Origin of the sequence: Ignatzschineria cameli (assembly GCF_003121895.1) — a bacterium.
In the GTDB taxonomy this organism is placed as follows: domain Bacteria; phylum Pseudomonadota; class Gammaproteobacteria; order Cardiobacteriales; family Wohlfahrtiimonadaceae; genus Ignatzschineria; species Ignatzschineria cameli.
The window spans coordinates 64,627-79,730 of the sequence record NZ_QEWW01000001.1 but is presented as its reverse complement, the minus strand read 5'-3'; the positions used below and the strand labels follow the sequence as shown (position 1 = coordinate 79,730).

The following is a 15,104-nucleotide window of genomic DNA, read 5'->3' as shown; positions in this document are numbered from 1 at the left end:
ATCAAACCTACCACCCCATCGTTCGGATCAAACCCTTTAGCTGTTGCCACTTTCTGCCGAAGTAGGTGGTTTTGAGTTTGGTTGTTTTCTGTTTATTGCGATCTAAAACTAAGGCTTGTAGCGTGGTGGTGGCATTGGTGATTTTGCCGGTATCGATATTGAGATAGGTGGGATAGAGGATGAGCGTGCCGGCGATCAGTTCTAAAAATAACCCCCTTATAATGGGGTTTATATTATAAGTCCATGAAAATATACCTTATCTAAGAAGCATTTCCCCCCAAGATGAATTTGGCAATATTGCTTTGATTCTTCGTTGCATAATACAAAAATAGTGGCTATTCGCCATAAAAGCATTGTCAATTAGCCGAGACAACTAGATTATCGACAATATTAAATGCAGGTAATATTTCAAGAGCAATAAAACAGAAAAGATGATTACTAATTTAAATCATAGAGATAGAGAAAAAAGAACGGTAATTGGGTAGTAAAGGGAGCCTAAGGTGGGCGAGAATAGAAAAGATCATTAAACGAATTAAGGCTTTTGGCTTGAGCTCACATTAAAATAAAATGCTATTGACTAACAACTATTGATAAAGTAACAAGTTATTAGTATCATACTCAGTAATACGCCCGGGTACCTCTGCATTACACGTAATGTACGTCCCGGCTTTCTTTTACCTCAAATCTGCTCCCATAACTCCCATTCTTTCAATGTCGTAATGTTCTGAATACCCATGTCACAAAGGTCAACTGCTCTATTTTTAGGCAATGGGAAGTTATCTAGTAAATTTAAGAAACGTTTCCCCCAAGATGAGTTTGGGGATATTGCTTTGATCATTTGTTGCATAATACAAAAATAATAAAAAACTTTTGAATTATCTAATTCTTTCCAATAGAGATCTGTGTTAATACTGCTTGATCGTTCTACTATGTTCACATTCCAAAGACGACTATGATGTGCTGCCACATTTCTAATAAAATTCAAACTACGTAACCACTGAGCCAATAGAATTCGACGCCCATCAACTTTTCGAGCTGCTATTTCTCCATATTTCTCTGCAATTATTTCTTGATCTTCAATTTTCAAGCCTGAAAAGAGATGAGATAACATACCAAAGTCCCATAATTCACAAGCGACCCAAATAGGAAGCTGATTTTTATATTTTCTCTGATAATGGATAACAAAAGGTTCTTTTCTAGCCCGTTTTACTTGCCTTTCTAGATTATCTAACCACGCCTGATGTGCTGTCCTTTTACTTTTAGGAGAAATATGTTTTGAAAATTTCCCATGAAAGAGATCTGGATTATATTGAGCACATACATCTTTTTTACCCAATAAATAACTAATATCTACGCGGACTGCTAGCTCGATACGCTCTAGGGCATCAAAAGCTAATAATCGTAACTTTTTATCAAAAACATATAAACGAACGGCATCTTCAAAATGGCTATGATCCAGGAATAGGTTTAATCTTTTTTGAGATCTCTCTTGATCTACTTTTCGGAAAGGATACCAATAACCACTAAGCCGATAATAACCAATTCTCTCCAAGTAATTGCGCGCAGCTGTCTTATTATCAATAATTAGCCCTCTACCCTCCAGTAGTGATAACTGCTCATCAAAAGACTTCCAAGGTTTTTGATTATTCATCACTTTCCTCCATCTTATCTAATATCAACCTCTCAACTTTAGTATATTTAGATCTAAATAGAGATCGTCAAAAGATCGCCTAACATTATCCAAAAATTACGGCATAATATTATCAAATAGAGATAAAAATAAGTTCATCAGATAAATATAGGGGGGATGTGAGCGACTATCATTCAGTATAGATTAAAAGATGACGGCTTTGAGGTGCTATCATAAAGCTCTAACTTTAATTCAGCGCAACCCATATAAACTTTTTCACTCAAGTCTATTCATTATTTATCTACACACCAAAAATTTGATTAGTCTAACTCTTTTAGAGATTTTGTAACACGCCATTCTTGTAATAACAATTTTTTAGCCATATCAGATACTTTTTCTATCGAACTGTTAATGGTGTTCGCCGTTTCAATATATGAAGCTTCATCATCACTTCTATTAGATAAAAGATCAAATATTGCATCAAATCCTTGAATTGTTTCCTTTATAGCCTCTCTTAAATTGTCTGCGTATTCCTCTTTTCTAGCATTTTCTCCCTCAGTACTATAAGGTAATAATAGATTCAAATATTCGGCCAGTTCATTCAACTTGTAATAGTCTTTCAGTATTTTTTTTTCAACAATTTTTAACTCACTATCAGAAGACTTTTGCCCAGAACCAAAATATTTATACAGTTCATATCTCGCAATTTTGGCGGTCATATTGAAATCAGAAATATTTTTCCTTAGATCATTTATCCAAGCTTGCCTCATAGGAGCAATATTATTTGTTATCATCTGTTGCTTCAGCTTTTTTTTATCTGCTTTTATTTTTTTAGATTCATGAATAACATTATAGATAAAAACAATTATGCCGCCTAAAGTAGTGGATAAGGTAACTAAAATACCAATAATACCTGCATTATTTTCTAATAAATTAATAAAATTAGACATAAATTATATTTCACACACTATCTGATTAATAAACTAACCTATAAAGAATAACCCATAAATTATATTGTAATTAAAATTAATTATTATCCCTAACACTTATTAATTGACTTTTGACAATCTCTGTTTCCTGTTTTATCCCAGAACTCAGCCTACCCCATCGTCCGTATCAAGCCCTTTAGCTGTTGCCACTTTCTGCCGAAGTAGGTGGTTTTCAGCTTGGTGGATTTCTGTTTATTGCGATCTAAAACTAAGGCTTGTAGCGTAGTGGTGGCGTTGGTGATTTTGCCGGTATCGATATTGAGATAGGTGGGATAGAGGATGAGTGTGCCGGCGATCAGTTCTAAAAATCAAAGCCTTTAAAAAAACTCTGAAATAAAAACCGCCAGCTCCCACATAAATTAAAATAATTAATATAGAGACATGGCGGGTAATAAGGTACTCATTTAAATAAGTTTTAGCGCATAAAACTCATCTTTTAAAATCACATTTTAAGTGTTATCAAAACATCAATTTCAAACATCGTATCTGATATCTTCCCCTTTTAACTCACTATTTCGCAAAATAAAATTAACAACATCTATAAGCTGTACATTGGTTTGTGCAATTAAAAGCTTTTGCACCATATCAGCTTCATACACCTTAGCTTCATCATGCACTAAATATAGTACTTCAACCTCAGTATTAATAAATAGTTGCCTATTCTTTAAATCGCTATTTTCTCCATCAGAAGCATAGATAGATATATCACTGACAACCCTAATTTTTTGATAATCATTGTCATCAACACTTATCTGAAAGTTCTTATCAGAAGTGAGTTTTATTGTTTTTATATTTGCATTTAATACCTCATCAATATCTTGTTTTGAGATCTTTTTTATTGCAAACCCCAATTGCGTAAATGGTAGTATTAGCGATCCTTGTAACATTTCTTCATTCATACACATAGATTCCTATCTTACATATGTGGAGTGTCTAGGCGGTAACTGATTATCTAAAGTAAAAATTGATTGATCAATCGAGGAGAAAGAGCTAATGGTTGTTCTATAATTAACCGTTGGAATGCGATGGGTGTAAATATTATTAATAATTCCACTCCCTTTTTGTAAGCCTCTGTCCACTTCAATTGTGTAATCAAAGGATACCCTTCTACTCTGATAAGCATCTTTTATAGTCGTAAGACTAAGCTTCAGCATCATTTCAGCCCTATCCCGATTCTTAAGTGTTTGTGCTGATAGTTCTTTATTAACAAACTCAAACCCACAATCTAAACACCTAATCAGCAACTGTTGATATGTAAATTTAGTATCACCAAGAGCCTCGCGCTCTTTAATCCCAATTACTGTATGCTCACTATCACATATGCAACAAGGTTCTAAGAACTGATTATATTCGTCTAACACCATTGTATTCATCTCGCACCTCATGAAAAGAGACCCCAATCAAAATCAATCTTTTATTTCCTATAAAAAACTTACAGTAATAATCTTCTCTCTTTTCTGTTTTTGTTAATAAAGTATCTTTGGGATACGGGTTAAGAATATAAGCATCACTAGCCGCCCATTTTTTACTATCACCTACATGATATATACACCAAGAAGAGTTAAGAAAATAAGCCTTATTTTCGGGGTAAAAGTTTTCCTTCATAAGAAGAGTAATAATCTCCGAGATACTATCAACCTCATATTGATCTTGAAGCTCATCAATATTGTAAACTTTATCAGAGTTTAACGCTTTAAAGTCTTCAATAATCTTATGCTCAAGGTCTGCAGATATCACTATACCTTTAGCATCATCACCTACTAGGTGTTGAATCAATACTCGATGAGAGTAAAGAGGGGTACTCCCTGTTATATAGCGATCCCCATTTTCTTCTTTCGGCGGTAATACCGGCGCTTTATATAAGGAAATTATCTCCATAAAAATTTCACTAATACATATTTAAAGATTTACTTAAGCAATGACTTCCGGATTACTTAAACTAACAAAAAATATTACAGTATTTAATTCTATGCATAAAAAGATTAGCACATCCATAGCAATAATGATAACGCCTCTCCTATAAATATCGCTTATATTGCAATATCAAACCTACTGTAATCCTCCCCTTTTTAAGACTATTTAAAAGTAGAAGATTTTTCTTGGTTTATTAAAGTTGGCACGGTGGTACAGATCCAATGGCTGAATGAGGTCTTTCGTTATTATAACTCCATAGCCATTTAGTGGAGTAAATTTGTGCCTCATTGATTGTTTCAAACAGATAATTCGATAGTAATTCCTCTCTTACGGTGCGGTTAAATCGTTCGATATAAGCATTTTGTGTAGGTTTCCCCGGCTGAGTATAAATTAGAGTGATCTGCTTTGAGTTAGCCCAATCAATTAACTTTTGACTGATATATTCAGGGCCATTATCACATCGAATCGCTGCTGGTTTTCCTCGCCACTCAATAACTCTTTCCAGGGAACGAATCACTTTTTCTGTCGGTAAACTAAAATCAATATCCACACAAAGACCTTCCCGATTATAATCATCAATCACATTGAAGGTTCGGAAATAACGTCCATTTTGCAAACTGTCAGACATAAAATCCATCGACCATATTTGATTAATTTCTGTCGCTAATCCCAATGCTTCAGGGCAATTTCTGATGATTCGTTTTTTAGGTTTAATTCTGAGATTAAGTTCTAATTCCCGATAAACCCTTAAAACTCGTTTATGATTCCATCGGAACTTTTGAATATTTCTCAAATAATCAAAACATAAGCCAAATCCCCAACGCTTATGAGCTTTAGTTAACTTCAGCAACCAAGTTTCAATAAGTCTGTTTTCAGAGGTGGCTTTAGCCTGATAATAAAAAGCCGTTTTGCTAATTCCAAATATCTCACAAATCAAACGAATGGGGATATTTTGTGTCTTTAAGACAGCTTTAGCCATCTCTTTTCATTGAGATGGCTTTACCACTTTCCCTCTAAAGCTTCTTGACGAATACGGGACTTTAAGCACTCTTCAGCATACATTTTTTTAAGCCTTGCATTTTCAGCTTCTAGCTCTTTTAAGCGAGTAATCATCGAGGCATCCATTCCTCCATATTTTGAACGCCACTTATAAAATGTCGCCGAACTAACCCCATGTTCTCGACATAAATCAGTCACTTTCACGCCTGATTCATTCTGTTTTAAGATCGACATGATTTGTGAGTCTGTGAATTTTGATTTTTTCATAGTTAATTTCTCCTAAGTAAATAATACGAGAAAATTCTACTTATAGTCGGTATTATTTTTAGGGGGGGATTACAACATCTCCTGAAAAGTCTCCGGCGTGACGCCACCATATTGCAACGAGAGATCCCCAAAGGTTTGATCAATCACCAACACCTGCTTTTTCCCGGCATCAAAAGGAAGATTCGCCGGCCAAGCGGCAGGAAGATGGTTATATTTTGTCAATTGATGCTCAATCACCAGCCGAAGCGCCCGCCCCCTTCCGGCAATCGTGGGAGCAGATCCTCCTGCGCTAAAATAAGCGTCTCTAGTCGAGAGGGTTTTGCAGCATCATAATAGATCCCCAAATCATCCACCACAATTGATAACGGCGCATCACCACTCACCCCTAACCCCATAGAGCGAAGGAAGCCATCCTCAAGCGTAAGATAAGGGAGCCGATGCTTTTCAGCATACCTCCGTGCCTTCTCCGTATTCGCCTTATTGCCCCAGCCGACAACGATATCACCCATCGTCGTATCAAGTAATGCGTCCAAGAGCGCACGCTTTCGCTTTAAGCCTGAAGAGGTGGTAATGATCATGCTAAATAATGTCCTTCATCCTAATTGGGAAACAGCTTACCAAGATAATACTTATCCCAATGAAAAAGCGCTATATTTCCGCCCCAAGAATTAAATATAAGGACGAAATTATAGCACTTTATACAGACAAAAATATAAAAACTACTAACCAAGCTCTATTAATTATATACTTTAAAAGTAATGAAATATTAATAAGATTAATCTTTTATCTGATTTTTAATAAATACAAGTAAGGAGTAATTATATGAACCTAGCATCTTTTCTGACTGGAAAAAACCAACAATACTTAAATGAATTAGAGAGAAAAATTCCAACAGGAAATGCTGTTTTGTTTACAGGAGCAGGATTCTCAAAAACAGCTAAGAATATCGAAGGTAGTAATTTAATGGTCGCAAAAACATTAGCAAATCACATTGCCTCAATTCTAAACTATTCTGATGAGTCTGACCCCGACTCTGTTAATGACCTATCATATATGAGTGATCTACTAATAGATACTCCTGATAAAATACCAACCTTTATTGAAAAAATGAACCATTTGTTTTGCGTTACAGAAACTAGTATTTATCAAAATAATATCTGCCAATTACCATGGAAACGATTCTATACAACTAACTATGATGACTCAATACAACAAGCTTGCAAAAATTCAAATAAGAAAGTTTATACATTAAAAAAGTCAAATAAATACAATGGTTATCCCGAACCATATGTTATGCATATAAATGGTCATATTGATGATTTAAATGAAGATACGATTCGATCAGATTTTAAATTAACCGCAACGTCCTATATCTCTATTGACAACTTTATCCATACCCCCTGGGGAGCCTTGTTTAGTAGAGATATTCAATATGCCCAAGCATTTGTCTTTGTTGGGTATTCTCTTTACGATTTTGAGATAGAAAAAGTTCTTGTGGAAAATAACCAAAATAGTAAAGAGAGGATTTATTTTATAACAAAACCTGATATTACAAATAGAGACAGACGTCGATTAGAAAAATATGGAAAAGTTATCGATATTGGGATAGAAGGCTTTTCGAGTTGGATAGAGCAAAAAGTTGATCATTTAGAAAAAGAAGATTTAGCCGATGAAATAAAATGTTTAGATTTATATACCCTGAAAAATAATGATAAATACTCAATCAATGACTCAGACATTCTAAATTTTCTAATGTACGGAACTGTAACTCAAGAGTATCTAGAGTATGCCCTACGCAATAACTCATCTAGAAAAGCTTTAATTTATAGGGATGAGTTAGATTTTATGATCGATAAAATAAGAAACGGTCATAATATTGTTATTACGTCTGAACTAGGAAATGGTAAAAGTATATGTCTGGAATCTCTAGCTATTTTAATAACTCGAGATCTTGGTAGCAGTGTTTACTTCCTTCCCGAAAACTTAACTGAGTTTGATGATCCTTACAGTGACCTAGATCTCTTAAAAAAATCTGATAAAACAATATACTTATTTATCGAAAACTGCGGACAACACGGAGAAATTATTAAATATATACAAACGAAAGACATTAAAAATATTAAAATAGTTACAACTATTCGCACAGCATTATATGAAAAAAACTCTCATTATGTTGAAAATTTTATTGATGTTAATTTAGATCTTTTATCAGATAATGAGAATAAGCAGATGATTGAATTGATAGATTATATTGGTTATTGGGCCGATCTTATTAGAAAACCAACATACTCTAATAAGTTATTATTTATAAAAGATAAAAACAACTCCATGATCTCATCTGTCTTATTATCCTTGTTAAAATCTCAAAATATTAAAGATAAAATACAAGAAATAGTATCGCAGTTATTTGAAATAACTGAATTCAAAGATATTGTCTTTAGCATATGTCTTTTGAGCCTGTTAGGTAGACCTAGCGATGAGTATATTATATCTAAAATGATAAATAATCAGATTATTTATGGATCTAAACTAAAATACGATGACAAGTTTAAACAACTTTTCAAATTTGATCCTATTCGTAGAACATACTCAGCTCACTCGAGTGTTTTTAGCCAAGTTTTTATATCAAACTATTATGATCCTGGCTATATAATTCAAAAGCTTATATATATCGTAAAAAACTTAGATGTATATGAAAATAGCGATAAAAACATTGTAGACATCAAAACTCAAATTTTACGTTTTTCCTTTATTGAAAGGGTTATTCCAGAGAGGAATAAAAAGTCAAATTTAAATAGATATTATGATTTATTAAAACAAGAAATTTCTTGGATAAAATATGATCCTCATTACTGGTTACAATATGCAATGGCTCAAATAACTCTAAATGACTATAGAAAAGCTCAAACATATTTATCTCACGCATATAAATTAGCAGAAAATAAAATTGAATATAAGACTCATTATATTGATACGCAGCAGGCAAGACTCTATTTAAAAAAATCACTAGAAGAAATTGATAGCTTCAATTGGTTTTCTAAAGGACATTTATTATTAATGAAAGTCCCTAATGATATATCTAGATACAAACAACAAAATGTATATGAAGAATTTTATAATAATAAATATAAAACGCTATCTAAAGGTAATAAAGTTCAGTTTGAATACTCCTGTAAAGAAGCATTAAAAGATATAGAAGAATTTAAAAAAGATGGTAATTGGAATCCTCACGCGGATAAAATCATAACTATCTTAAAGAAAATAATATCTTCGATAGAATTTAATAGAGTCTAGAATTGGACGTCTAATTCGATGTGTTAAAAACTGGCCAATCGTTTACATTTCGGTATTAAGATAATTTTCTAAAACTTTATAAGGCATTAAACATCCTTATGGAGTTTTACCGTATTATAACGTAAGCTTACCGTCAAGCGCACAGTTTATAACTAGAGACTTTGTCGGTTCATTGTTTTTAAAATTCATTGGGAGATAAATTTCCCAATGACTCATGAGGTCTTTCCTTGTTATAACTTAACATCCAAGCCCAACTCAGTTCTCGCACCTGAAAGGGTAAGTTTACGGTATGAAGAAAGAGGGATTCATGCACAGCGATTCTTGGGGATTGATGAGATTGCTGAAGAAGAGATTTTAAATGTAATCCAAGCATATTACAAAACGGCTTTTGAGTAGATGTCAAAAAATCGCACTTAAGCGCCAATTCTTACGTGAGATGATAGATCTTTTCATAGTGAAAGAGCTTTAAATGCGCTTTAAATGCGTTTTGATGCTTTATAAAGATTGTTGAGAGAGGTTTGTTGAGTTACTGTTTATCGGTATTGCTTAAAGCTATCTTCCCTTTTATAAATCCAGCTCCCGAAAGAGCCCCTAAAATGAAAGTTAAAATCGTTTTTATAATATCGTCTTTCCCCCAGTAAGCTAGGATAGCTAAGAAAATCATAAAAAACACACTAAAAACAATCCCTAAAATAACTAACTTGGATTTGTAAGCTCGTTGACATTGAAGATCATTAGCATATAGATCCAAATTCTTTTCAGCTAGATGTTTTTGGTTATCCAGATCCTTTTCTTTAAGATCAAGCTCTTTACCTTGGAGGATAAGATTTCGTTCTTGTAGATCTAGTAAACGACTCATCATTGCTTCCTGTTCAGAAGAATTAGCTTCTTGTGAGGAAGTATCATTTTGAAAATTTTCTTGAGTCTGCATACTACTCATCGTTATTAAAGCCCCTCAACCTACTTATCTTAATTGAGAAAGTTTATATTCAACTTCAAAAAAACCAAAGCCACCATTAGAACCTAATTTAGGAGGAATGAATCGGCTTTTTTTAATATTATTTCTATCCTTTTCCAGAATAATAAGGAATTCTTTAGAGCTTACGACTTCCTTATTGATTGGTCTTAGCACCTTCTTATTACTCATATATAACCTCACCTTTTCTTAAAAAGAAAATACTTAGGAAATATACCCTACACAGTTAAAAGTAATATATTAGGATCCTAAGCATCGTTTAACAAATGATATAGTATGCTTGTGCACCAGTCAAAAAAGTTTCAACGATGTTGCATATAACTATGATAAGAAGCTTTAAAATGTTAGCAATTGATGTTTCTGTAAGTTTTGATCGCTTCATGATTTCCGCCATCTCAATAAGGATGACGAAATCTCTCATTTTAGCTTGTCTCTTTTTAGGATAAATTTACGCTTTAACCTACCACCCCATCACTCGCCATAATCCCTTTAGCTGCTGCCACTTTCGCTCAAGATAGGTGGTTTTCAGTTTTGTCTGCCCTTGCGCTTCGCGCTCTTTGACGAGTGCTTGCAATGTAGCAGTAGCATTGGTGATTTTACCGGTGTCGATATCGAGATATGTGGGGTAGAGAATCAAGGTGCCGGCGATCAGTTCCGAAAGGGTGAGCTTCCGTCCTCTTCTGCCGGTTAAGGTATAGTGATCTTCCGTAAGGCCCCAATTGGCATAGAAAGGGATGCCGTAGCAGACTACCTTCTTCCCGCGAAGGAGCGCCTCAAAGCCGGAGAGCGAGGTCATGGTATGGAGCTCATCACACTGCTCGATCATGGCAATGATATCCCCCTCTGCCATCACAAGATCGGCATATTGCCGGGCAAGCGCTTCATCCACGTGGCCAAGGCGATTTCCGCTCACCACATCGGGATGCGGTTTATAGACAATATAGCTTTCGGGATTTTGCCGGCGAACGGCTTGGAGCAGCCCTAAATTGGTATTGATATCGCGCGTCCCGGTTTGAATGGAGGCATCATCTTCCACCTGCCCCGGCACAAGGAGAATGGGGCGATTCTTGATCCTTGGAATCTGCGCTGTGCGATCTCCCACATTATATTTCCCCACCTTAAAGGCGACAAGATCCCGTTGTAGCGCCTCGGCTTCTGCTAAAAGTTCTGCGGAAAATGTTGTATGCGTTAAGAGCGCTTCTAAGCGTGAAGGTTGCGATGCATCAAAATAGATCCCCCGATCATCGAGCACTAAAGAGCGCGGTGGCACCAGATTGGAGCCTAATCCCACAGAGCGGATAAAGCCATCTTCCATCCGTAAAATGGCGATCTCCTCCTGCTCTGCCCAGCTGACTAAATCGGGAAATTGCTTTCCCCAAATTAAGAGGCGAATATTGCTCCGCGCCGATTCCGGCAACGCTGCATACGCCTCCCGTAATGCCTTCTCCGTTCGGAAATAGCGAAGCTGATTACGATAGCTCTGAATAAAGGGGCGAATAATCTGCCGCTTCCAAAAAGAGAGCCCAACGACCCAAATCTCCCCAGCGAGAAGCGCTTCCCTTCGTTTCATCATGATCAGATAATCGATCACATCAAAGATCGTCCCACGCTTGCCGGTGTACGGGTTAAGATAACGGCAATATTGCAAGTAACTCGCGGTAAAGAGCTCAAGAAGTGTTGCGTGCCGGCGGCGGGATTTGAACGCCGGCATTTGAACCTGCGGATGCCGATCTTCCGTTAAGCCCCAACCAGCATACCAAGGTAGCCCAAAAGTGATCACCTCTTTGCCGAGCATCAAAGCCTCAAACCCCATCTGCGAAGTTGCCACATAGACGCGATCCATCCGCGCCAGCAGAGCGTGGGGATGAAGATCCTCCGCCAATAATCGCACCTGAATATCCGCCTGTAATTCCGGCATCATCGCCGTAAAATGCCCCTGCTTCTTCCCCGCTAAGACATCGGGATGAATCTTCACCCAGATTACCGCATCGGGATTCTCCGCCTTAGCCGCGCTTAACATCTCCTGAAAAGTCTCCGGCGTGACGCCACCATATTGTAACGAGAGATCCCCAAAGGTTTGATCAATCACCAAAACCTGCTTTTTCCCGGCATCAAAAGGAAGATGTGCCGGCCAAGTGGCAGGAAGATGGTTATATTTTGTCAATTGATGCTCAATCACCAGCCGAAGCGCTCGCTCCCCTTCCGGCAATCGTGGGAGCAGATCCTCCTGCGCTAAAATAAGTGTCTCTAGTCGAGAGGGCTTAGCAGCATCATAATAGATCCCCAAATCATCCACCACAATCGATAACGGCGCATCACCACTCACCCCTAACCCCATAGAGCGAAGGAAGCCATCTTCAAGCGTAAGATAAGGAAGCCGATGCTTTTCAGCATACCTCCGCGCCTTCTCCGTATTCGCCTTATTGCCCCAGCCGACAACGATATCACCCATCGTCGTATCAAGTAATGCGTCCAACAGCGCACGCTTTCGTTTTAAGCCTGAAGAAGTGGTAATGATCATGCTAAATAATGTCCTTCATCCTAATTGGGAAACAGCTCACCAAGATAACACTTATCCCAATAAAAAAGCGCTATATTTCCACCCTAAGAATTAAATTAAGGACGAAATTATAGCACTTTGTGGAACCAAAATAGATAACTTTAACGAGTTATAAAAATTATCAACAATCCTTCATAAGTAAATACCTATATTTCTCTTTAATCCGTTACTTTAATTTCAAAAGATTGTAATGATCTATATTCTTCAATATTATCAGTTAAGTCATCCACTATCACTTGTCTTACATCAGCATTTTTAGGACCTCTATAACTGAGCTCAACAGTCTCATCTAAATTATTTTTATAACCTACTATAAGAGCATCCACGATATCCGCCGATGAGGTGTTTTTAATATAACCGAAAACAGATCTAAACTCACAAACCTGTTTAAACCATTTTCTATACCCAACTCCTTGAACTTTTCCTAAAATTTTAAGTCTATAAACAAATTTATTTTGTGGAGATGGGGAAAAAATTTCTTCTAAAAAAGGCTTACCAACATTTCGTGGCATCCCCTCGCTTGGAAATAGATGAACCGCAAAATCTGGATTTGTATTAACCTCTATAACTCCCCATTTTTGATCACTAGGTGACTTAGAAATATCCTCCATCAAAAAGTCAATCCCTACATGATATGCATTAGCCATTAACTCCCGTATCTTAACTGCTATCGGGATCCAATCTATATGAACGTTATCCGAGCAATCAACAATCTCACCACCACTTCCAGCATTAGAAACTTTTGATAAATTAACCCTCTGTCCCTTTTCTGGTACAGTGTTAAGGTTTATGCCTTGTTGTGATAAATATTGTTCAACGTAGCTACTAATAACTACTGGAGAGTTCCTCAAATACTTATTTTTTCTTCTTTCTATATTCTTTAACTCAACGAGTTCTCTAATGTTATCCCTTCCATTCCCAATAACATAGGGCGCAATACGCCTAGCCACAGCATAAACCTTGTTTTTCACAACAAGAACACGATAATCATCTCCGAGTATCTGTTCTTCCACTATAATGTTTGAACATTTTAGTTGCTCGCATCTTTGCCAGGCCATTAATAGTTGATTATGGTCAAAAATATCAGTCGAAACTCCCCTACCACCCATTAAATTGAGAGGCTTAACAATAAAAGCACTACCATTAAAGTTAGAAATATATTGACTAGCTTTGTCATACTCCCCTATCTTAAAGAGCCTACCTTTTGGAACTCTTATTCCATACTCATCTAATAGCATCTTTGTCAAATGTTTATTATCCGCAAGTTGTCGCGCTTGTAGAGTTGTAAACTGGGACATTCCTCCCCAAAAAAGACACCTAGTATCATTAAGAGGATCCTCTATCAATAAGGTTCTTGTATCTAGAACTCTTGACTTTAAGCCTAACTGATAAGCAGCTTCTTTTAAGATAATTAATTGAGATACTCGAGTAAAATGGCTATTTTTATATATTTTCGCCTTTTTATATATCTCTTTATCAAAAGCATTTGAGATAAAATTATCCTTTATAATCGATGAGATATTAAACCTAGCTTCTGCTAAAAAGTGACGATAAATATTTGCACCTTGCTTTATATTATCTATAACCAATGTCTTATCATGAACACCAGCTAAAATATTTTTACTAAAACAACTTAAAACTAAAAAGTATTTTTTATCAACTATTTTATTAACGTCTTTAATTAGAGAATCATATTGGTCTTGAATCAAATCAGTAATACTAAGATACTGAGCTCCATATTTAATCTGGCGACTTAGTTTTAATTGAACAACTTCCCCCTTAATAGGAATATGTTCCATATTAAGAGTATTATCAATTTTCTCTAATTTATACTGCTGATAAAGCACATTTTTACTTCTTCTATCTTTTAAAGCTACTATTAACTCTTGTATTGTTGACTCTCCGTCGCCAATTACAAATGCAGGTACGATACAGTATACCCCTAATAGGTTCCCATCTTTAATGAATAAAACAAAAGGATCACCATCTTGATATACCTCTATAGTAATTGCTTCATGAAATTTCGTATATCTTTCCCAATATAATGAAAATTCTTCGAGATTATCAATAACCTTTTGGGTTAAGGATAAATTATGATGAGGTGTTATTAATACTCTGTGACCCTGATCAAATAAAATATTAATAAATCTTTCCGCCCCCTCTTTATTTGAACGCATAAATCTTCTGCGCTGAATGTGTGGGAAATTGAGATCACTAAAAATAGTATAGTTATCATTCACTGTTCGTCTAAAGATTCGACTAAGAACGAGAGAGCTTTCTTTATCCTGCAAACTCATCATATTTATCGTTTCATCACTTATTCCTTGAATAAATAAATCAGATTTAAACAAGTTCTTTTTATTCTTTAAAGATAAAAACATTATAGGTTACCATTTCTATAAAGATACAGGAGCAATAGAATATTAAATTTTATTTAAATTATTCTATCAGAAGAGGTATTTTTTTAATAAACTC

The 15,104-nt window shown here is 35.6% G+C and carries 13 protein-coding genes and 1 pseudogene; 1 reads left to right on the top strand and 13 read right to left on the bottom strand.

Annotated elements, in window-relative coordinates; genetic code table 11:
• Positions 1-679 precede the first annotated feature (679 nt).
• From DC077_RS00265 to DC077_RS00235, 8 genes and pseudogenes are all read right to left on the bottom strand, one after another.
• The gene (locus DC077_RS00265) at positions 680-1,651 is read right to left on the bottom strand and encodes an Abi family protein (protein ID WP_109217726.1); all 972 of its coding nucleotides are present in this window, start codon (positions 1,649-1,651) and stop codon (positions 680-682) included.
• A 299-nt stretch (positions 1,652-1,950) separates the two neighbouring features.
• Positions 1,951-2,580, bottom strand: coding sequence for a hypothetical protein (locus DC077_RS00260; protein WP_109217725.1), 630 nt, complete (start codon positions 2,578-2,580; stop codon positions 1,951-1,953).
• A gap of 512 nt (positions 2,581-3,092) precedes the next feature.
• A complete protein-coding gene (locus DC077_RS00255; protein WP_109201284.1) occupies positions 3,093-3,518 on the bottom strand; it encodes a hypothetical protein in 426 nt (141 codons plus the stop codon).
• A gap of 12 nt (positions 3,519-3,530) precedes the next feature.
• On the bottom strand, positions 3,531-3,992 hold the full coding sequence (locus tag DC077_RS00250) for a hypothetical protein (protein WP_109201283.1): 462 nt from the start codon (positions 3,990-3,992) through the stop codon (positions 3,531-3,533).
• Positions 3,964-4,497 (bottom strand): hypothetical protein, encoded by a 534-nt coding sequence (locus tag DC077_RS00245; RefSeq protein ID WP_109201282.1) that lies wholly within the window; start codon positions 4,495-4,497, stop codon positions 3,964-3,966. The genes DC077_RS00250 and DC077_RS00245 overlap by 29 nt, the downstream gene beginning before the upstream one ends.
• Positions 4,498-4,726: 229 nt before the next feature.
• Positions 4,727-5,799, bottom strand: a pseudogene (locus DC077_RS00240) (IS3 family transposase).
• Between the two features lie 69 nt (positions 5,800-5,868).
• On the bottom strand, positions 5,869-6,036 hold the full coding sequence (locus tag DC077_RS10775; RefSeq protein ID WP_157953454.1) for a hypothetical protein: 168 nt from the start codon (positions 6,034-6,036) through the stop codon (positions 5,869-5,871).
• Positions 6,033-6,377 (bottom strand): capsular polysaccharide export protein, LipB/KpsS family, encoded by a 345-nt coding sequence (locus DC077_RS00235; protein WP_109217724.1) that lies wholly within the window; start codon positions 6,375-6,377, stop codon positions 6,033-6,035. Before DC077_RS00235 ends, DC077_RS10775 begins: the two co-directional genes overlap by 4 nt.
• Before the next feature lie 244 nt (positions 6,378-6,621).
• On the opposite strand from DC077_RS00235, the gene DC077_RS00225 reads away from it, so the two are divergent.
• Positions 6,622-9,093, top strand: a complete 2,472-nt coding sequence (locus DC077_RS00225) for an SIR2 family protein (RefSeq protein ID WP_109217722.1) — start codon at positions 6,622-6,624, stop codon at positions 9,091-9,093.
• A gap of 178 nt (positions 9,094-9,271) precedes the next feature.
• On the opposite strand, the gene DC077_RS11110 is transcribed toward DC077_RS00225, so the two are convergent.
• The 5 genes from DC077_RS11110 to DC077_RS00200 all read right to left on the bottom strand — a co-directional run bounded on the left by DC077_RS11110 (position 9,272) and on the right by DC077_RS00200 (position 15,010).
• Complete coding sequence (locus DC077_RS11110) at positions 9,272-9,466, bottom strand: integrase core domain-containing protein (protein ID WP_109217721.1); 195 nt, start codon at positions 9,464-9,466, stop codon at positions 9,272-9,274.
• A 153-nt stretch (positions 9,467-9,619) separates the two neighbouring features.
• Positions 9,620-10,033, bottom strand: a complete 414-nt coding sequence (locus tag DC077_RS00215) for a hypothetical protein (RefSeq protein ID WP_094567050.1) — start codon at positions 10,031-10,033, stop codon at positions 9,620-9,622.
• 24 nt (positions 10,034-10,057) lie between these two features.
• Complete coding sequence (locus tag DC077_RS00210; RefSeq protein ID WP_094567049.1) at positions 10,058-10,240, bottom strand: hypothetical protein; 183 nt, start codon at positions 10,238-10,240, stop codon at positions 10,058-10,060.
• 289 nt (positions 10,241-10,529) lie between these two features.
• Positions 10,530-12,590 (bottom strand): capsular polysaccharide biosynthesis protein, encoded by a 2,061-nt coding sequence (locus DC077_RS00205; protein WP_193450578.1) that lies wholly within the window; start codon positions 12,588-12,590, stop codon positions 10,530-10,532.
• A 197-nt stretch (positions 12,591-12,787) separates the two neighbouring features.
• Positions 12,788-15,010, bottom strand: coding sequence for an acylphosphatase (locus DC077_RS00200; protein ID WP_109217720.1), 2,223 nt, complete (start codon positions 15,008-15,010; stop codon positions 12,788-12,790).
• Positions 15,011-15,104: the final 94 nt, after the last annotated feature.